Here is a 19872-nt window from a genome sequence, read left to right on the forward strand (position 1 = left end):
ACGAACAGCAACGCCGTGTCGCCAGACAACGACTCAGCTGTCCATAGCGTCCACACACGTGGGGGGCCTGGTGAGTCGATTGCACTCGGGTGCGGCCTATTCGGGCCAGACAATCGCACCGTCTAGGACCACGGCCGGAACCGCGAATGCAACAACCCATCCTAGGATCATCGGTCATGGTTCTCCGCTGCCGTAAGCCACGCGTCGATGTTCTCCAGGGACCCATGGCGTACCACGCGGAACGGGTTCGCGAGCTGCGATCCGTACAGAGGTTGGTCCGCCCGACGGACGCACATCGAGCGCTGTGCCGCGCGTTCGTTCAGTGCATCAAGCTTTGCCTGTATCGCGCTGCTCATGACACCTACCGCCTCGGATCCCATCGTTCGAGCGCTTCCAACAGCTTCCGGATCACGGCCGGCGGTGCGATCTCTACCGGGTATGGGCGTGTCGTCTTGGGTGTCCGCTGCGGGAGCTTGGCATACCCCAGGGGGTATATCCCTGCCCCTGGGGTCCGGATCGGTGGGTTGTGCGGGTGTCAGGTTCTGTACGGGTTTAGAAGTTCGCTCGACGCCTCAACTGGCGCTCTACTGATTTCCATTGCAGGTCTTGGGATAGACCCCTTCCGCAGTGCGGGCAGACTTCCACCTTCGGACCGATACTTTCCTCCCACTCGGGGTACGAGTAGGTCAGCGGTCGACCTAGATGAACGTGGCCGCCTCCTCGGTCAAACATCCAGTGCTCCTCATGCACTCGGGCGGCGTATGTCTCTGCTGTGGTCAGCTCTTGCTCGTCGTCGTAGTACGACGCTTCGAACAGCGGTGGGTTTCGAATCTCTGTGTTCCAGAGCTTGACCGTCACGGAGCGCACGGCGGTCGCCGCGCCACCATCACGCATCTCCTTGATCTTCTCCCTGGCCAGCGCCATGGCCTCAGGCTCCGACGCGAAGGTTCGGCCCTCTACCGCGATCCCCCCTGTTCCTTGCCAGTGGAGGTGATAGGAGGTCGAGACAAGATACTGCGGCGGCTTCTTCCGTTGTCCCATGGCGGTGCAACCTACAGCCGGAGGCGGGATCTCGGGGACGGAATGCCGCCGCCGGGTAGGTTTGGGCTTCCTACCTCCGTTTGCCCAAGATCCGATCGATATTGATTGTCGTATGTGCAGCCTTGACATTTGTCGCCGCGACGGGGGCTGATCTGCTGTGGTGGTCCTGGGTTGCCCGGGTTCGATCGTCGCCAGCAGCGCGACGAAGCGCGGCTCGTCCATGATCGGGGTCGCGTGCTGGATCGCTTTGCGCGCCTTGCCCGTCCCGGAATCCGGCGCGTTGGTGACGAGCACGCTCGTGCGACCACTCACCGCACCGGTCACGTCGAGCCCGGCCGCCTCGGCGCGCGTCACCAGTTCTTCCCGGTCGATCCAGGTGTCGCCGGTGAACGCGACCTTCATGCCCTGCCGCAGCGGCGCGCCGGGCTCCCACCGTCCCGGGTAGGCGTAGGCACACGGCGGCTTCGGGCCGCTCCGCCCGAGCGGCCAGGTCGTCGCGGCGCGATCACCTGCGGTCGGCTCGCAGGACAGCAGGGGCGGCGCGATGCCGAGGCGGGCCGCGTCGGCGACCAAGGCTCGCAGAACGTTCACCAGAACCCGGGTGTCGTCGAGCGCGTCGTGCGCTTTCTGTTGCGGTACACCGTAATAGCCGGCCAAGGTCGCCAACTTGTAGTCCGGTGTCGGGACCGCGACGCGGCGCGCGAGTGCCAGGGTGCACAACCGACGGCGGACTGGAAGCACTCCGCCCGCCCGGTCGAACTCACTCGCCAGGAATCCGAAGTCGAACAGCGCGTTGTGCGCCACCAGGACCCGTCCGGCCATCAGCGACGACAGTTGCTCGCGCACATGCGCGAACCGCGGTGAGCCACGCAGGACTTCGGCGGTGAGCCCGTGCACGTGCACCGGACCGGGGTCGCACTCGGGATCGAGCAGCGTGTGGAACTCGCGCGTCACCTGTCCGGCGCTGTCCAAGGTCAGCGCGGCGACGGACAGGACCCGGTGCCTGCTCGGTTGCAGGCCCGAGGTCTCGACGTCGACCACGGTGAACTCGCCGAATCCCGCTGCCTGCTGGTGCGCACCGACCTGTGTCATCCCCTGCATGAGCATCGCATCGTAGCCGAGTTCGGAAATGTTGCAGTCGAACTCGACTTCGCCTGTGCCACACGACGTGTCCATGCTTCGCGAGCACCAGGAGCATGGGGTCGGCACCCGGGTTCCCGCTCAGGATCTGGCCCCCTTTTCGTGATCAGGTCTGGAGCCGCGGCCCCGTGCGCGTACTCTCCGGAGCCCCATTGCTTCAGCGAAGATCCTTGCCACCCAATCAATCCGAGCCAGGTTTCGGACGGTCGACCAACGAGCGCCCAGCGGCAGAAGAGTTACGTTCGGTGCTGCTCGACTGCCCGGGGCGTGGAGTACCTCAGGGCAGTTGAGAGTTCGGAGCGCGTCATGACAGGCTGGACAGCATGGACTGGCAGGCCGAGAGCCCAGAACTCTGGGGGTTCCTGGAATCATTGCGGGGCGGCGAGATCCTTTCCGGCATTGTCGTGGCGATTGAGCGCTTCGGCGTCTTCGTAGCCTTGGACGATGGCCCCGAGCATCCTCTCTACCCGGGCGTCGGGTTCATTTCGATCCCAGAACTGTCCTGGCGACGATTCGACGCGGCTTCCGATATTGTTCAGGTTGGGCAGCGCGTTTCAGGTGAGTTCCTCCAATTCGACGACTGGAACGCAGAAGCCAGGCTGTCCCTGCGCGCAACGCAGCCCGACCCCTTCCAGGCCTTCGCCGCGTGCACCGCCGTGGGCCAAGAACTACACGGACACGTCACCAAGCTGGTGCCGTTCGGCGTTTTCGTCCAAGTTTCAGAGGGGATCGAAGGGCTGGTTCACCTTCGAGACCTCACATCGACGCCCGCGGCGGCTCCAGAGGATATCGTCCAGATCGGGGACGAGGTCACGGTGGTCGTCACCCAAATCGACCAGGAAAACCGCCGGCTGTTCCTTTCCCGACCGACCGCGGGTCAGCTCTGACTCCGAGCACCCAAGGTGTCAATGCCGAGCCACAGCTGGTTCTGGCCCATATTTCGCAATGTCGATCGTTCTGTTGCTCAATCGCTCAAACAGGATGCGTTTCCTCAGCAAGTCGGGCTTCGCTCGGCCGAACATCTGTCGTTTCCGCATCTTGATCCGGTTGACGTGGCCTTCGACCGCTCCGCTGTTCCAGTGCATGGTCAAACCCGCGGGTAGCGGCTGTGAACACGCTTCGATGATGCCGAGCAGCCGGGGCATTCCATCTGCTTGTCCGCCGTAGCCGCGTCGATCCGGACCGTGGAACCGACAGCGCGGACCCCGCTGATCACCAGGCCGTCCAGGTGCGAAAACAAGATCGTCAACACGCCGAGATCAGAACAAGGCTGATCGACCAACTGAACAGTGCCCCAGGCGATCCCGATCTGGGTCCTTCACGAAATGGGAGCCAGAACTTCAGCTGGTGAGCCGTTCGCCGGTCACCCAGTCCCCCTATCACGTACACGGGCCGAAGAATCCGGCGCCTTCGTGACGAGCACACTTGTGCGACCGCCGACCCCGGTCACGTCGAGCCCGGCCGCCTCGGCTCGCGACACCAGTCCGGTCCGCTGGTCAGCCGGTGAGCACTCCCCTGATTACGCGCGGGGGCCGAAGAACTCGGCGCGGGCGGCGTCGATGCGGGCCTGGGCTTGGGCGGCGCCTTGGAAGCTCACCGCGGCGGATCCGCCGCCGGCCAGGCCCAGTGCGATGAGGCCGCCGATCACGGAGAGCAGGTCCGGCTCGGGGAGGGTGTCGGTGTCGCTGGTTGGTTTGACGTCGTGCGCGGGAATCGGCCCGCCGCCCGGTGCCTGTGCGGCGGGTGGGCTACCCGGTCCGCTCGGCGCCGGGGCTGCGGGTGACTCCGCGCCGGGGGCAGATCCGGCGGGTGCCTCGGCGCCAGGGGCAGATCCGGCGGGTGCCTCGGCGCCAGGGGCAGATCCGGCGGGTGGTCCGCCGCCGCCGGGTGGGCTTTCCGGTGCCGACGCGCCTCCCGGTTCGGCAGGCCCCGGGTTGGAGGCGTCCGGTGCAGCCGGAACCGGTGCAGGTGGCACTTCGGGAGCCGCCTCGGCGGGTGCCGGTGCTTCCGGCACGGGTTCGTTGCCCGGGTTCGGGGTGTTGCCTTGGTTACCGCCACCGTTGCCCTGGTTGCCGTTGCCGCTACCCGGGTTCTGATTGCCGTTGTTGCCCTGGTTCCCGTTGTTGCCTTGGTTGCCGTTCCCGTTGCCCTGATTACCGTTGCCGCTGCCGGGGTTCTGATTGCCGTTGTTGCCCTGGTTGCCGCCCCCGTTGCCCTGATTACCGTTCCCACTACCCGGGTTGGAATTCCCGTTGCCGCCTTTGTTGCCACCGCCGTTGCCGTGGTCGCCCGGACCGGCAACCAGCCAGGCACCGTCGCTTCGCGCGGGACGCTCCGCGCCGGGAACCCCCGCGATGCTGATCCCACCGCGGGTGGCGAGGGCCGGTTCAGCGCCCGCGACCCCGCCGTATCCGAGCAGGCCGAGGACTCCCGCGGTCCCCGCCACCACGACTGTTCGTCTCATCCGACCGACCGTCACGCGCCTGCCGTCCTGTCCTCGCTGGTCCAACCCCACACCATTGCGGTCGGCGCCAGCTACCCGCACGTTACGTCCCGCCTCGCCACCGTGCCCCGGAAGGCCACGGTGCGCACCCTCGGACCAGGCCTGATCCGACGCGCCGGTATTTCGCGCCGGGCTCCCGCCGATCGTCGCACGGATCGGCAGCGAGCCCGCCACCGGGCTCAGCGGCGGATCTGGGCGTACCAGTCGAGGAGGGCCGGGTGGTCGACGGTGCTCGGGTCGAGGACCTGCGCGGGATCAGCCCCCTGCAGGATGCGTTTGACGGGGACCTCCAGCTTCTTGCCGGTTCTGGTGCGCGGGACGCCCGGGGCGGCGATGATGTCGTCGGGGACGTGCCGGGGCGAGACCTCGGTCCGGATGATGCCGACGATGCGGGTCCGCAACGCCTCGGAGAGGACCGCACCGTGCGGGAGCACGACGAACAGGGGCATCCAGTAGCCGCCGTCGGGTTGTTCGGCACCGATGACCAGCGAGTCGACGATCTCGGGCAGCCGCTCGACGGCCTGGTAGACGTCGGCACTGCCCATCCGGATACCGTGCCGGTTCAGGGTGGAATCCGAGCGGCCGTGCACGACGACGCTGTCGCGCCCGGTGACGGTGATCCAGTCACCGTGCCGCCAGACACCGGGATAGGTGTCGAAATACGCGGCGCGGTACCGGGATCCGTCGGGATCGTTCCAGAACCGGATCGGCATCGACGGCATCGGCGCGGTGACGACGAGCTCACCGACAGCGTCGCGCACGGATCGGCCCGCCCCGTCCCACGCCGCCAGCGCGACACCGAGGTAGGGGGCGGACAGCTCACCCGGCCACACCGGCACCGTGCGGGCACCACCGGCGAAGGCCGACACGATGTCGGTGCCCCCGCTGATCGAGGACACCGGAACGTGGTCGCCCACGTTGTCCCGCAACCAGAGCGACGACGACGCGGGCAGTGCCGAACCGGTGACGCCGACGAGCCGCAACGCGGACAGGTCGTGGTCGCGCCGCGGCACCGACTCCGCCTTGGCGCACGCCAGGACATACCCGGGACTGGTTCCGAGCACGGTGGCCCGGACCCGAGCGGCGATGGCCCACAGCGCATCCGGCGCGGGCGCGGTCGGGCTGCCCGGATAGCAGACGATGGTCGCGCCGACCAGCAGACCGGCGACCTGGTAGTTCCACATCATCCAGCTCGGGCTGGTGTACCAGAAGAAGGTGTCGTCGCGGCCGAGATCGGACTGCAGCGCCAGCGCTTTGAGATGTTCGAGAAGCACCCCGCCGTGGCCGTGCACGATGCCTTTGGGCAGCCCCGTGGTACCGGAGGAGTACAGCACCCACAGGGGGTGGTCGAAGGCGACCTGCTCGGTGGCAGGCACCCTGTCCGCCGCCGCGGTCACCACGTCCCAGTCGAGCGCACCGTCGACCGTGTCACCGAGCCGGGACACCAGCACGGTCGCCCGCAGGCCCGGCAGGGCGGCACGCAGTGCCGAGATCTCCGCGCGTTTGCGATGTTCCTTGCCGCCGAAGCGGTATCCGTCGCAGGTCACCAGCACTGCCGGGTCGAGCTGCCCCAGCCGGTCCAGGGCCGCCGTCGCCGTGTAGTCCTGTCCGCACGCACTCCAGATGGCGCCGATGCTCGCGGTCGCCAGGAACGCGATCACCGCCTCGGCGATGTTCGGCAGGTAGCCGACTACTCGATCGCCGGGCCCCACGCCGAGTTCGCGTAGAGTAGCCGCGAATCCGGCTGTCCGGCCGAGCATCTCGGCCCACGACAGCTCGGTCACCGCACCGGTCTCGTCGACCGAGACGATCGCGGGCCGATCCGTGCGCGCCTGCCGGACCACCTGATCGACGTAGTTCACCCGGGTACCCGGAAACCACTGCGCCCCGGGCATTCCGGTGTCGGCCAGGATCTCCGTCGCCCGCTCCCCCAGGTCGAAGTAGTCCCAGATCGCGCCCCAGAACCCCGCCAGGTCGTCGACCGACCACTGCCACAGGGACCGATAGTCCGCGACCTCGACCCCGTGCCGGGCGGCCACGAAGCGCGCGAAGTCGGTGATCCGCGCCCGTTCGATATCCGGATCGCCCGGCACCCACTGCGGCGCCACCGTCACACTCGTCATCGCGCGCTCCACCCGCCGTCCATCACATACGACGAGCCGGTGACCATGCCCGCGTGGTCGGAGGCCAGCCAGCCGACCAGCGCCGCCACCTCCTCGGGCTCGATCAGCCGCTTGATCGCGCTCTCGGTGAGCAGCACCTTCTCCACCACCTCCTGCTCGGGAATGCCGTGCGCCACGGCCTGTTCTGCGATCTGCTTGTCCACCAGCGGTGTTCGCACATAGCCGGGGTTCACGCAATTGCTGGTGACGCCGTGCGGGCCGCCCTCGAGGGCGGTCACCTTCGACAGTCCTTCCAGCGCGTGCTTGGCCGTCACATAGGCCACCTTGAACGGCGAGGCCCGCAGGCCGTGCACCGAGGACACATTGATCACGCGGCCGAAACCCTGGGCGTACATGTGCGGCAGCGCGGCCCGGATCAGCAGGAACGGCGCCTCCACCATGAGTGTCTGGATCAGCCGGAACCGGGCGGGCGGGAAGTCCTCGAGCGGGCTGACGGTCTGCACACCGGCGTTGTTGACCAGGATGTCCACCGACAGCGACAGTTCCGCGAGCGCGTCGACGTCGAGCAGGTCGACGGCCCAGGCGTGGCCACCGATCTCGGCGGCCACGGTCTTGGCGCCCAGCTCGTTCATGTCGGCGACGGTCACCTCGGCGCCGCGCGCGGCCAGCTCGTGCGCGCACGCCGCGCCGATCCCGCCCGCCGCGCCGGTGACCAGGGCTTTGCGTCCGATCAGGTCGCTCATGCGGGGACGACCTTGGTCGGCACCGGCGCCGGCGCGGTCACCGTCTCGGCGGCATCCGCGACGTCGAGGGACTCGAGGTCGATGCCCTTGGTCTCCCTGGCGCACAGCACCGCGATCACCGTGATCGCCGCCGCCACCGCCAGGTACACCGCGATCGGGACCGACGAGCCGTAGGAGTCGAGCAGCTTGACCGCGATGATCGGCGCGAGCGAACCCGCCACGATCGAGGTGACCTGATAGCCCAGGGACACACCGGAATAGCGCATCCGGGTCGGGAACATCTCCGCCATGATGGCGGGCTGACCGGCGTACATGAGGCCGTGGAAGACCAGTCCGATGATGATCGCGGCCAGGATCAGCAGGCTGTGACCGGAGTCCATCAGCGGGAAGGCGAAGAAGCCCCACGTCGCGGCGGCGAGGGCGCCGACCAGATACACGGGCCGACGGCCGAACCGGTCACCGAGGTGGCCCGCCAGCGGGATCACCATCATGTGCACGGCGTGCGCGGCCAGCAACCACCACAGGATCGTCGTCGTGTCGGCGTGCACGTGCACCTTCAGGTAGGTGATCGAGAAGGTGACGACCAGGTAGTACATGATGTTCTCGCCGAACCGCAGACCCATGGCCGTGAAGACGCCGCGCGGGTACCGCCGCAGCACCTCGAACACACTGAACGAGGTGGCCTTGGCGTGCTCCATCTGCCGCTGCGCCTCGACGAAGATCGGGGCGTCGGTGACCTTGGTGCGCACGTAGTAGCCGACCAGCACGACCACCGCCGACAGCCAGAAGGCCACGCGCCAGCCCCAGCTCAGGAAGGCGGCATCGGACAGCGTCGAGGTCAGCACGAGGAGCACGACCGTGGCGAGCAGATTGCCCGCGGGCACACCGGCCTGCGGCCAGCTCGACCAGAACGCCCGGCTGCGGCTGGGGCTGTGTTCGGCCACCAGCAGGACCGCGCCACCCCATTCCCCGCCGATCGCGAAGCCCTGGATGAAGCGCAGGGTCACCAGCAGCGCCGGTGCCCAGTAGCCGATCTGGGTGAAGGTGGGCAGACAGCCCATCAGGAAGGTCGCGCCGCCGACCAGGACCAGGCTCAGCTGCAGCAGCTGCTTGCGGCCGTAGCGGTCACCGAAGTAGCCGAAGACGATGCCGCCGAGCGGGCGCGCGGCGAAGCCGACCGCGTAGGTGACGAAGGCGGCCAGGATCGCGTCCAGATCGCTGGTGCCCTTGGCGAAGAACACCTTGCTGAAGACGAGGGTGGCGGCGGTGCCGTAGAGGAAGAATTCGTACCATTCGACGACGGTGCCTGCCATCGAGGCGGCTACCACTCGGCGCAGACCGCTCGGGGCGCGGTCCTCACCGGCCGCCGGGGTCGCATTGCGGACGCTCATCACTGCTCCTTGGTGATCGAGACCACCTCACGCCAGGAATGTGATGTGGCCCACTAGCAATGCGAAGAGTATTCGTGCAGATCGAATCCGGTCGCAATGGCCAAGTTCGCACCCGTAATCTGCGAAGATGCAGAAATGAGCGCGACCTCGTCTGATCCGGGTCGGCGTCCGAGCGCCGATGACCTGCTGGTTCTGCTGGCGGTCGGCCGATCGGGTCGCTATGTCACCGCCGCCGAGGAACTCGGCATCAACCATACGACGATCTCGCGGCGGATCGCGGCGCTCGAGCGCGCGGTCGGCGGCCGGGTGCTGACCCGGGTCACCGGCGGGTGGGAGCTGACCGAGCTCGGGCGCTCGGCGCTGGCCGCCGCGGAGACCATCGAGACCGCGGTGCGCTCACTGGGCACGGCGGACGGGGAGCGGGAACTCGAAGGGGTGGTGCGGCTCTCGGCCACCGACGGATTCAGCGCCTATCTCGCCGCCCCCGCCGCCGCGCGGGTGCAGCGCACGCATCCGAGGGTGGCGGTCGACATCGTCGCCACCACCCGGCGCGCGTCCACCCAGCGCAGCGGACTCGACATCGAAGTGGTGGTCGGGCAGCCCCAGGTCCATCGCGCCGAGGCGATCCGGCTGGGCGACTACAGCCTCGGTCTCTACGCCGCGCGCGACTACCTCGCCGAACACGGCACCCCGGCAGCCGTCGCGGACCTGCGCCACTATCCGCTGGTGTACTTCATCGAGTCGATCCTGCAGGTCGACGATCTCGACCTGGCCACCGATTTCGCGCCCGACATGCGCCGATCCGTCTCGTCCACCAACGTTTTCGTGCACGTCGAGGCCACCAGGGCCGCGGCCGGGATCGGCCTGCTGCCGTGTTTCATGGCCGACCGGCACGACGATCTCGTCCGGGTGCTCGGAGCGCAGGTGCGGGTGCAGCTCACCTACTGGCTCGTCATCCGCTCCGAAACGCTGCGGCGGCCCGAGGTGGCCGCCGTCGTCGACGCGCTGCGCGCCACCGTCGAGGAACGGCGCGCGGAACTCCTCGGTGCTCAGCGTGGGTCGGGGCAGCGGCCCGCGTAGTGGGTGAGGCCGAGGCCGTTGCTGCTCTTGCTGCGCCCGACCGGGCCGTTCTTGGCCGACCGCAGCCAGGTGCCCCTGGTGTCGAGGACGGGCATCCGTTCGCTGAACGCGCGGCTGTAGCGGGTGGTGCCGTCGACGGTGAGGATGCCGTCGCGGACATCGATGTGGGCGACGGTGGCCCAGAAGGAGTTCTTGCCGTTGCCGATGACGACGGTGATCTGATCGGCGTCGGGGCCGGGTAGCCCGTCGCGACCGGCACGGCCGTAGCGGACGCGCACGCGTGGCTTGCCGAAGGTGTCGATCGCGCCGGCGCCGTTGTCGACGGATTGGTACACGTTGAGCAGCAGGTCGCCGTTCTCGGTGGGCCGCACGATCACCTGCTCGGTGGCGGGCAGGTTCTTCGCGCCGGGACCGCGGCTGTCGCCCTGATGGTGGATGAACGGCCACACGGCCAGGTCGCCCTGGTGGCCCTTCTCGCCGCTGATCACGACGTAGTCGCCGGTGATCTCGTTGCGGCAGAAGAAGTACACGTCCAGGTCGCCTTTGCCGAACTTCGTCACGCGGCCGCTCGGGTCGTACTGCGCACCGCGGCCGTCCCATTCGAGGCCGACCGTGAGGATGTAGCCCGGGTCGCCCTTGCGCAGATCGATGCTGGCGCGCCGGTCGGGCGAGTCCTTGGTGAGCACGACGTCGACCTTGCGAAGGTCGATCGCCGGAGGGCTCGGCGGCGCCGGACGCGGTTGCGGCGCAGCGGGCTTCGGTGCACCAGCGAGCTGGGCCGGGGCGACGGCGGGCGCGACGGCCTCGGCCGGTTCCTCGTCGTCCACCACGATCCCGTGCTCCGTCGCGAACGCCGCCAGCCCGGCGCTGTACCCCTGCCCGATCGCGTCGAGGCGCCACCCGCTCCCCCGTCGATACAACGCCACCGCTTGCAGCACCGTCTCCGAATCCAGTCCCGGCGGAACGAAATTCAGCGCCTGTCCGGTTCCGGCGACCGCCACCCGCAGCCCACTGACCTCCCCGAACCGCAGGCCCTGGGCCTCGGTGCTCGCGGCGATCACCACCCGCTCGATCTCGGGCGGGACGGCCGCGAGATCCACCGACACCACGGCATCGGATTCCAGCCGCACACCGGGCGCCGACGGATTGTTGAAGAACACGAAATCGGCGTCGGAGCGGACCCGGCCCACCGCGGTCACCAGCACCGCCGACACGTCGACCGCGCCGGCCGGACCGTCCAGATCGATGCGCACCGTGTAGCGCCCGTCGACCAGATCGGTCTTGGACCCCTTGGCCACCTCGACCACCGTCGCGCTTCCCGTCATGACGCCGCCCTCCACGGTCGTTGCCCTCGTCGCTACCCGCGATCAGCCCACGGTACCCGGGTCACGGCCGCGCGGGCCGGGCATCGCGCGAGCCCGCGCAGCGGGTGCCCGGACTGTCGGTGCCGATAGCGGGCCACCCGGACCGTTGGCGTCGTTCACAGGATTCACCCGGATCGGTGGCGCGCGCGGGGACCGGTGTCGTTCACTGGTCGCCATGGACGTCCGTGCACTGATCGACCGCAAGCTGGGTCGCCGGGTCTCGGTGGTGGTGCCCGCGCTCGACGACGAGGACACCGTCGCCGGGGTGATCGCCGCCGTCCGGCCCTGGCTCGGCGGGCTGGTCGACGAACTGCTCGTCATCGACGCGGGCTCGACCGATCGCACCATCGCGCGGGCCAGCGCGGCGGGCGCCGCGGTGTACACCCGGGAGGAAGCGCTACCGGGGGTGACGCCCCGACCGGGCAAAGGCGAAGTGCTGTGGCGGTCGCTGGCGGTGAGCACCGGCGATCTGCTCGTCTTCCTCGACGGCGATCTGGTCGCGCCGGACCCGGATTTCGTCCCGACGCTGGTCGCCCCGCTGCTCGACGATCCGGGGCTCGCGCTGGTGAAGGGCTTCTACCGGCGGCCGCTGCCGAGCGGGGACGCCGACGGCGGCGGGCGGGTGACCCAGCTCGTCGCCCGCCCGCTGCTCACCGCGCTCGCGCCCGCCCTGGCCGAGATCGTGCAGCCGCTGGGCGGCGAATACGCAGCCACCCGAACGTTTCTCGGCGGCATCTCCGTCGCCGGCGGCTACGGCGCGGAAATCGGGATCCTCATCGACTGCTGGCAGCGGCACGGTCTGTCGGCGATCGCCCAGGTCGACCTCGGCGTCCGGCGGCACCGCAACCGGCCGACGCACGAACTGGCGGTGATGAGCAGGCAGGTCGTGGCGACGCTGCTCGACCGGCTCGGTATCCGGGACTCCGGGATCGGCCTCGTGCAGTTCCTGCCCGGCGAATCGGGTTGGCAGCGAATGCCGTCCGAGGTCAGTCTCGCCGACCGGCCCCCGATGACTCAGCTGATCGCGACCCAGCGCGAGATCGCCTGACACGACGAACGCCGGCCCGGTCCCAGGGACCGAACCGGCGTCCGCCGCCTCGAATTACACCGCGACCAGGCCGAAGTCCAGCTTCACCAGCTGGTCGGCGCAGTCGAAGTAGCGGTCGTCGTGGGTGATCACGATGACCGTCTTGCCGCGCCGCTTCAGATCGGTGAGGATCTCGCGATAGAAGACCTCGCGGAAGCGCGGCTCCTGATCGGCGGCCCATTCGTCGAAGACGTAGATCTGCCGGTCCTCGAGCAGCGCGGTGAGCAGCGCCAGCCGCTTGCGCTGTCCCTGCGACAGATCCACGGTCGACAGGCGCCCGTCCCGCACGCTCACCTTGTGCGCGATCTGCAACTCCTCGAGGTACCGCTGGACTTCGGCGTCGATACCGGGACGGTCGAAGCCCAGGTAGTCCTCGAACAGGTGGAAATCGGTGAACACCGCCGACGAATTCTGCCGGTACCACTCGATGTTGTCGTGGTCGATCCTCTCCCCGTTGAGCGACAACGACCCCGAGCGTGGCACGTACAGACCGGTGATGAGCTTGGCCAGCGTCGACTTCCCGCTGCCGTTGCCACCGACGATGAACGTGATCTGCCCCGGTTCGAAAACCAGGTCGATCGGACCGAGCCGGAAGCCGGCGTCCTCGGACTCGTCGAGTCCGGGCGGCGGTGCCAGCGGGCGCACATCGGTGCCACCGTGGTCGATCCAGTTCTTACCGTTGACATCCGGCTGCGCGCCGGCCGGATGCGCACCGGGATGCGCGGGATGCGGCCCGTGCCCCGGCCTGCCGTTGCCGTTGCGCGGTGGCCTGCCCGGACGCGGCGGATGTCCACCCCGCTCGGGCGGACCACCCGGTCCGGCCGGATGCGCGCCGGGCGGCGGCGGCACGAGCGACGGAGCCTCGGCGCGGTACACATAGCTGACATTCGTCAGTTCCAGCTTGGCCTCCCCTGCCACTGGACGCTCGGTGTACGGCAGGAGCTCCTCGTTGTGCAGGGTCTCCATCGACAGGTTCATCGCCCGGATCTTGGCCAGCGCGACGTCGCCGCGCAGCAGGTCCGGGATGCGGTGCATGAAGTTCTGCATCGGCATCGCCAGGAACGTGGTGACCAGCACGTAGCCGACCATCGTGTCCCGGGGCAGATCCAGGGCCGCCGCGATGACGAACAGGATCAGCGCCATCGTCGCCAGCTGTAGCGCCTGGCCGAAACCCTGCGCGTAGGAGAACTTCGAGCCCGCGTCGGTGTTCTGATCGCGCAGCGTGCCCGCGGAGCCGAGCAGATGCCGATCCATGAAGTCCCGGCGCCGGCCACGGTGCAGCTTGAGTTCCTTGATGCCGAGGGTTACGGCCTGGAACGAACGCAGCAGCGCGTCCTCGTTCTCCCTGGCCTCGCGGTAGATCCCGCGCACCCGCTTGAGCACCAGCTCGACACACGCGATGCCGACCAGCGTGCCCGCCACGGTGACCGCGAAGATCGGACCCGACACGATGAACAGGAACACGAAGCAGCCGATGATGGTCGCCACGTCGACGCAGATCGACGGGATGGCGGTCACCGCCTGCGACAGCGAACGCACGTCCTCGGTGAGCGTCGCCATCAGGCGGTGCATACCGAGCCGTTCCAGATGCTCCAGCGGCGCGGAGACGATGCCCGAGCTCAGGTCGCTGCGCAACCGGAAGATCGCGTCCTGCGACAACCGGATCAGCAGTACCTGCGACGCCACCCCACTGACCAGGATCACCAGACCGGTCAGCCCGAACCGCAGCAGCAGCTGATCAGGCTGCGGCTTCGGCGAGACGACCGCGTTGATCAGGGTCACCAGATAGGTGTTGGCCACACCGCAGATCAGGCCCGCGGCCACCACGGCGGCGATCCTGGCCGGCGAGAGCGCGGCGAGAAAACGGAGTAGATGCATGACGTGCGCTCTCAGCTGCGGATGACATCGAACACGATGCCCTCGAGGGTGACTCCGGGCGCGAACGAGAACGCCACCCCGGTGGAAATCGGTGCCGCCGAACGCGCGTCGCGGATCATCCGCTCCAGCACGAAGATCAGCGAGACACTCAACATGTTGCCGTGCTCGGCGAGCACCGCCCAGCTCGGCGCCGCCGCCTCGGCCGGGATCCCCAGCGAGCGCGCCGACTCCTCGATGATGCGGGGACCACCGGGGTGGATCGCCCACAGCTCGATGTCGTCCTTGCCCAGGCCGTTGCGCGCGAGCACCTCGGTCACCACCGGATCCACCCCGCGGTAGATGTAGTCGGGCAGGCTGGTCGCCAGCTCACAGGTGATGCCCGCGTCCTTCACGCCGAGCACGATGCCGTCCTCCGCGTCGTCGAACAGGTGGCTGAAGCTGTCGCGGATGACGATGCTGCCCGGGGCCAGCGGCTGGTGCACCTGGTTGGCGCCGATCACCACCGCGCCGCACCCGTCACCGAAGAGACTGTGGGTGATGACATCGTTGACGTCGTCGTCGAACACCGCGTTCACCGAGCTCAGCTCGATGCACAGCACCATCGCCTTCTTGTCCGGGTGCGCCCGGACGTAGTCGGTGGCGGCGCGAATGCCGTTCATGGCGGCGGCGCAGCCCATGAAGTTGACGACCATCCGGCCCACCGTCGGCGACAGCCCCAGCTGCTTCACTACCGCGACGTCGACGCCGGGAGCGATGAAGCCGGTGCTGGTCACGAAGATCAGCTGGCCGATGTCGTCGGCCGGGTTCTCCAGACCCGCGACGGCGCGACGGGCCACATCGACCGCGAGCGGCGCCGCGTGCTCGAAGAACAGGTTCATCCGCTCCCGGATGGTGCCGGGGCGACGGCTGAACTCGAGGAACTCCGGGTCGAGCGGGTCGATCGCCAGGTGCCGGGTGTCGATCCGGGTCTTCTGGTAGATCCGCGGAATACGCTGCCGCTGCGCGGGATCGGAGAACAGCTCCGCGACCCGGCCCGCGTTCACGGTCTGGTCGACCACGAGTCCGGGCGATCCGGTGGCGACCGCTTCGATCACGCCGACGGTGGTCGGCGGGGCGGGCGGTAGCAGGTCGTGCCCGCGCTCGACGTCGGCCGTGCGGAGCACATCAAAGGAAACAGACACGGGCACAAATCCTTTCGAAACAGAAATGAACGTGGCAGCGGAGTCGGCTCAGACGGTTCCGATGCCGGTGAAGCCCTGCACCGTGTAGGTCACACAGGTCTTCAGCGCTGTCGGTGCGCAGTGTTCGCGCACGAATCCCCACCGGTTCTCCTCGGCATCACGCGAGGGCGCGAGCAGGTAGGTCCGGCACAGCTTGGGGAAACGATCTCCGAAGAAACTCTTCGCGGGCAGCCACTCCACGCCGAACTTCGCGGCCTCCTCACGCACCACGTCCTCGGTGGCGATATTGGCGAAACCGCTGCGCTGGAACGGAAGCACGTGGTGCACCCGGTGCGAGCTCAGACCGGCGGAGAGGAAGCAGTCGACGTACTTGTTGCCGACCACGGTCAGGTCGTAGGCCTGCTCGAGCTGGTTGACCGCCCAGTCCTCGGTCTCGGTGTGCAGTTCCTCGGTCGGCACCTCGAAGTCGTGGCTGGCCACCACCATGAACGTGCTGATCCACAGCGTGATCACGAATTGCAGCGCCCAGGCCCAGAAGTCGCCCGCCAGGGTGAAGACCACGACCTCGGCCACCAGCAGGAAGCGCACACCGAACGATCCGATGAAGTGCGGCAGCGCACCGCCCCAGGTCCCGTACATGTCCTTGATGCCCACCTTGCGGGTGAGCCGGCAGACATCGAGCAGGCGAATGATCATGCCCGTCAACAGATGTCCGAATTTGTGCACGGTGTGTACTGGCACCCGGTACAGGCGCGGCACCTGCATCATCATCGTGAAGACGTTCTTCTTGATGTCGACTTCACTCTGCGTGTGCGGGTGGTGCAGCAGGGCGTGGCCGTCGGCGGTGACGAAAGACAGTGCGACATAGTTCATGTCGAACGCGTTCACCGCGTACTTGTTGAGCCCCTTCTGCGCCCGGTGGATGGCGTAGTGACCGAACCCGGCCAGGGAGCTGCGCAGCAGCACCATCGCGATCACGAAGACCGGCAACGGCATCCAGCTGGTGTCCCACAGACGCAGGCCCTGCACGGCGAAGTACAGGAAGATCAGCACCGCGACGACGACATCGAAGGTCCGGTCCATCCGCTTCAGGCGGGCCGCCAGCTCGGGCTCCTTGATCCGGGCCTTGATCTGATGCAGGAGGTCGTTCTTGTTGTCGAACTTGTACTTCGGGGTGTCGTCCCAGCTGTTGAAGCCTTCCTTGAACAGGAAGTCGGGCGCGTTGTTCTTCGGGTGGATGTCTTCCGGAGTGGCATCGCGACCGAGGCTGTAACGCTCGATCATCCGCGCGATTTTTTCCGGATCACGGTGGTAGGAACCGATGATCGAGGTGATGTCGCGGTTCTTTGTCCGGCCGATGAAGAATTCACCGCCTGGATGCTTGGAGATCCAGTCACTCAGGTCGTAGGCTCTGCCGTTATAGACCCACACGTTGTTGACGGGAGGCCGACCCCCAGGGCCGGGCGGTGGCGGGAGCTCGCGCTCCTCTTCATCAGGTCGATCATCGATCGTCATTTGTTCTTCCTCCGTGTCGATCGGCGTTCGATGCGTGTTGCCTGCCGACCAGCGTCCCGACACGTATAGTCCTTGTGGCGCCTTGCATCTCGCTGAACATTCTCTTATTGGTGCCGCGTCCATGGCCCGAAGCTCTGGTCACCGCAGGCGACACCCAGACGACACACCGGCCCGGGGCCGCGGACGGCACTGCGTGCCAGGCTCCGCGATCCCCGGACCGGTGTGTCGTGATCCGGTTCGGTCGGCTCGGATCAGCCGGCCGGCTTGACGATGTTGACCGGCTTGGCCCAGTTGGACAGGCCGACGGTGACCTCGCCCTGGTCCTTCTTCACCACGGCGCGAACGAGATTCGGGCCCTCACCGGTGGACGCGGCGTCCGACGGCTTGGTCGAATCCGAGGCGGGCGGCGCGGTGTCCTGGATCCACAGGGTGATCGGCATGGTGCCGGCGTTCTCGCCGACGCGGGGCACGATCGGGTCGATCACGGCGGCGTCGATGGTGCCGGTGACCTTGACGGTGTTGATGCCGTCGATGACCTCGCGGCCCTCGGTCTTCGGGTTCTGGACGTTGGCGATCACGTTCGCGATGCCCTTGTCCTTGTCCAGGATGACGCCCGGATCGTAGACCTTCTCCGCCGGGCCCGCGGGCACGTAGCGGCCGCCGGCCTGGGTGTAGAGAACCTTGTCCACCACGAGGAACTTCGACTCGGTGAAGTCGGCCTCCGGCTTGAGCTTGACCTTCGCCTCGCCCATCGCGGCGCCGGAACCCTGGGTCTCGTTGGTGACGTCGGCCGAGACCGTCTCCACGGGCAGGTTCGGCAGGTTCTTCACGTTGATCTTCAGGTGCACGGTGTGCAGGGTCTGCGTGGTCTTCGCCGACTCCTTCACGATCTGCGCGCCGTCGGGCAGCTGACCGGTCGGCGGCGCCGCGGTGGTGGTGGCGTCGTCCTTGGTGCAGCCGGTCACGAGCGCGGCGCAGAGAGCGGCGGCCGCGACGATCGAGGTGATGCCGGAGCGCCGCGCGAAGCGGCTCCGGGGGGTGGGGTTCGGTGTGGTGTCGATCAAGTTTCATCCCCTGGAGATGTCGTGTCTGGCGTTGGTGAGGCAGCCGAAGCTGCCGGTGCCTGCGACATACTAAGCAGACCATCGGACATCTCGCGCTCCCCCGACGGCGATAGTACCCGAGGTTCGCAGATTGCGACTTGCAAGCGCGCACTGAGGTTTTCGATTGTGTTCAGCGGGATTGACTCGATCGTTTTCGCAGGTCAGGCAACCATGCGGGCCCGCTCCTCCCAAGAAGGTCTGTGTTCCGGCGGGAGAAGTTCTCGGTGGGGACCGATCTCAAACAACATGCATCACTGCGCATATATATGTACCGACATGGTACTTCGAAGGCGAGCTTCTTGCGACGAAGCCCCGGTGTGCGCCTGCGCGGACCAGGCGGTACACGAACGTCACCGGGGCTGGTCGGCGCAGCGCGACTTCACGAACTCGACGGGCGGCGCCGAGGCGGCACGGCCTCCCCTATTCGGCGTCCAGGTACACCGGAACGCTGGTGTGCCCGTTGGAGATGAAGCTCTGCACCGGTGTGAGTTCGGCCGGGCTCGTGGCCAGTCGCATCCGCGGGAACCGGTCGAACAGCGCGGGCAGCGCGACGGCCGCTTCCAGGCGGGCCAGCGAGGCGCCGATGCAGTGGTGTGCCCCGTGGCCGAAGGCGAGGTGCTGCTCGCGGGTGGCGCGGGTGGGATCGAACGTGGCGGTGTCGGCGCCGTGGATCTTCGGGTCGCGGCTCGCGGCGGCGTAGGAGGCGAGGATGGCCTCACCCTTGGCGATCCGGTACCCACCCTCGATCTCGATGTCCTCCACCGCGTACCGCAGGGGCAGGTGCGCCACCGGAGCCTGGAAACGCAGCGTCTCCTCCACCACGTCCGCCCACGACACCTCGCCCGCGGCGACGGCGGCCCGCTGCTCGGGATGGCTGAGCAGGGCGACGATCGCCTGGTCGAGCAGATTGACCGTGGTCTCGTGCCCGGCGTTGATGACCAGCATCAGCGTGTCAACGAGTTCCTTCTCCGACAGCGGGGAGTCGTTGTCCTCGTCGCGGGTGGTGATCAGCACGCTGGTGACGTCGTCGCCGGGCTGCGCGCGCCGGTAGGCCACGAGTTCGCTGACCAACCGGTACATCTCGAGGTAGTTGGCCTGCGCTTGTTCGGCCGTGAACGAGCCGTCGAAGAAGCCGTCGACGCACTTGTGCAGCGCGGGACCCAGTTCCTCCGGCACACCGAGGAGTTCGGTGATGACCCGGATCGGCACCGGGTAGGCGAAGCCGGTACGCAGGTCGACCGGCTCACCGGCCGGGGCGGCGGCCAGCGCGTCGAGCAGGCCCTCGGTGATCTCGGCGATGCGCGGACGCAGCGCGGTGCTGCGGCGATGACTGAACGCCGGGGACACCAGCCGGCGTAGCCTGCGATGATCGGCGCCGTAGGCGGTGAACATGTTGTCGACGGCGACCCACGGCAGCAGCGGCCAGGCCTCGGTGATCTCGCCGTTGATGAACGCCATCCAGTGCTGTCGTGGATCTTTCGACACCCGGGGGTCGGCGAGCAGGCCGCGGAGCACGGCCTGATCGGTGACCGACCAGGCGGGCACGCCGCCGGGGAGTTCGACCAGCGCCACCGGCCCGCGCTGCTGAATGCGTGCCGACTCCCCTTGGATGTCGGCACCGGTCGAATCCAGCACGATCGGTTCCATGATGTTCTCCTCCATACCAGGGACCTCGGCCCGTGATCGATAGTGCCGCAGCCGGTTTCGGCCACGTGGTGGGCAA

Annotated in this window: 15 protein-coding genes; 3 read left to right on the top strand and 12 right to left on the bottom strand. The window is 67.9% G+C overall.

What is annotated here, in order from left to right; all coding sequences use genetic code 11:
* Positions 1 to 552: 552 nt before the first annotated feature.
* Entirely contained in the window at positions 553 to 2217 is a 1665-nt protein-coding gene (locus AB0H54_RS21800; RefSeq protein ID WP_357347265.1) for an exonuclease domain-containing protein, read from the bottom strand.
* Positions 2218 to 2504: 287 nt separating this feature from the next.
* Between AB0H54_RS21800 and AB0H54_RS21805 the strand changes: the two genes are divergently transcribed.
* Positions 2505 to 3068 (top strand): S1 RNA-binding domain-containing protein, encoded by a 564-nt coding sequence (locus AB0H54_RS21805; RefSeq protein WP_357347267.1) that lies wholly within the window; start codon positions 2505 to 2507, stop codon positions 3066 to 3068.
* Positions 3069 to 3086: 18 nt separating this feature from the next.
* Here the strand turns inward: AB0H54_RS21805 and AB0H54_RS21810 are convergent, their stop codons facing one another.
* The 5 genes from AB0H54_RS21810 to AB0H54_RS21830 all read right to left on the bottom strand — a co-directional run bounded on the left by AB0H54_RS21810 (position 3087) and on the right by AB0H54_RS21830 (position 8941).
* The gene (locus tag AB0H54_RS21810; protein ID WP_357347574.1) at positions 3087 to 3326 is read right to left on the bottom strand and encodes a hypothetical protein; all 240 of its coding nucleotides are present in this window, start codon (positions 3324 to 3326) and stop codon (positions 3087 to 3089) included.
* A gap of 374 nt (positions 3327 to 3700) precedes the next feature.
* The gene (locus AB0H54_RS21815; protein ID WP_357347269.1) at positions 3701 to 4645 is read right to left on the bottom strand and encodes a hypothetical protein; all 945 of its coding nucleotides are present in this window, start codon (positions 4643 to 4645) and stop codon (positions 3701 to 3703) included.
* A 218-nt stretch (positions 4646 to 4863) separates the two neighbouring features.
* Positions 4864 to 6807 (bottom strand): acetoacetate--CoA ligase, encoded by a 1944-nt coding sequence (locus AB0H54_RS21820; RefSeq protein ID WP_357347271.1) that lies wholly within the window; start codon positions 6805 to 6807, stop codon positions 4864 to 4866.
* Positions 6804 to 7550, bottom strand: a complete 747-nt coding sequence (locus AB0H54_RS21825) for a 3-hydroxybutyrate dehydrogenase (RefSeq protein WP_357347273.1) — start codon at positions 7548 to 7550, stop codon at positions 6804 to 6806. Before AB0H54_RS21825 ends, AB0H54_RS21820 begins: the two co-directional genes overlap by 4 nt.
* Complete coding sequence (locus AB0H54_RS21830) at positions 7547 to 8941, bottom strand: MFS transporter (RefSeq protein ID WP_357347275.1); 1395 nt, start codon at positions 8939 to 8941, stop codon at positions 7547 to 7549. Before AB0H54_RS21830 ends, AB0H54_RS21825 begins: the two co-directional genes overlap by 4 nt.
* Positions 8942 to 9076: 135 nt before the next feature.
* Between AB0H54_RS21830 and AB0H54_RS21835 the strand changes: the two genes are divergently transcribed.
* Positions 9077 to 10021: a LysR family transcriptional regulator gene (locus AB0H54_RS21835; protein ID WP_357347277.1), complete on the top strand. Its 945-nt coding sequence runs from the start codon at positions 9077 to 9079 to the stop codon at positions 10019 to 10021.
* Here the strand turns inward: AB0H54_RS21835 and AB0H54_RS21840 are convergent.
* Positions 9991 to 11346, bottom strand: a complete 1356-nt coding sequence (locus AB0H54_RS21840) for a TerD family protein (RefSeq protein WP_357347279.1) — start codon at positions 11344 to 11346, stop codon at positions 9991 to 9993. The two genes, AB0H54_RS21835 and AB0H54_RS21840, sit on opposite strands and share 31 nt — an antisense overlap.
* 214 nt (positions 11347 to 11560) lie before the next feature.
* Here AB0H54_RS21840 and AB0H54_RS21845 point away from each other — a divergent pair, with 214 nt between their 5' ends.
* Positions 11561 to 12433, top strand: coding sequence for a glucosyl-3-phosphoglycerate synthase (locus tag AB0H54_RS21845; protein ID WP_357347281.1), 873 nt, complete (start codon positions 11561 to 11563; stop codon positions 12431 to 12433).
* Positions 12434 to 12487: 54 nt separating this feature from the next.
* Here the strand turns inward: AB0H54_RS21845 and AB0H54_RS21850 are convergent, their stop codons facing one another.
* The 5 genes from AB0H54_RS21850 to AB0H54_RS21870 all read right to left on the bottom strand — a co-directional run bounded on the left by AB0H54_RS21850 (position 12488) and on the right by AB0H54_RS21870 (position 19796).
* Positions 12488 to 14350, bottom strand: a complete 1863-nt coding sequence (locus tag AB0H54_RS21850; protein ID WP_357347283.1) for an ATP-binding cassette domain-containing protein — start codon at positions 14348 to 14350, stop codon at positions 12488 to 12490.
* An 11-nt stretch (positions 14351 to 14361) separates the two neighbouring features.
* On the bottom strand, positions 14362 to 15531 hold the full coding sequence (locus AB0H54_RS21855; RefSeq protein ID WP_357347285.1) for a 3-oxoacyl-[acyl-carrier-protein] synthase III C-terminal domain-containing protein: 1170 nt from the start codon (positions 15529 to 15531) through the stop codon (positions 14362 to 14364).
* Positions 15532 to 15579: 48 nt separating this feature from the next.
* Complete coding sequence (locus AB0H54_RS21860) at positions 15580 to 17046, bottom strand: fatty acid desaturase (RefSeq protein WP_355271901.1); 1467 nt, start codon at positions 17044 to 17046, stop codon at positions 15580 to 15582.
* Between the two features lie 251 nt (positions 17047 to 17297).
* The gene (locus AB0H54_RS21865) at positions 17298 to 18110 is read right to left on the bottom strand and encodes an LppX_LprAFG lipoprotein (protein ID WP_355271900.1); all 813 of its coding nucleotides are present in this window, start codon (positions 18108 to 18110) and stop codon (positions 17298 to 17300) included.
* 459 nt (positions 18111 to 18569) lie between these two features.
* Positions 18570 to 19796 (bottom strand): cytochrome P450, encoded by a 1227-nt coding sequence (locus AB0H54_RS21870; RefSeq protein ID WP_357347288.1) that lies wholly within the window; start codon positions 19794 to 19796, stop codon positions 18570 to 18572.
* Between the last annotated feature and the right edge of the window lie 76 nt (positions 19797 to 19872).

This window comes from Nocardia sp. NPDC050718 (assembly GCF_040654235.1).
In the GTDB taxonomy this organism is placed as follows: domain Bacteria; phylum Actinomycetota; class Actinomycetes; order Mycobacteriales; family Mycobacteriaceae; genus Nocardia.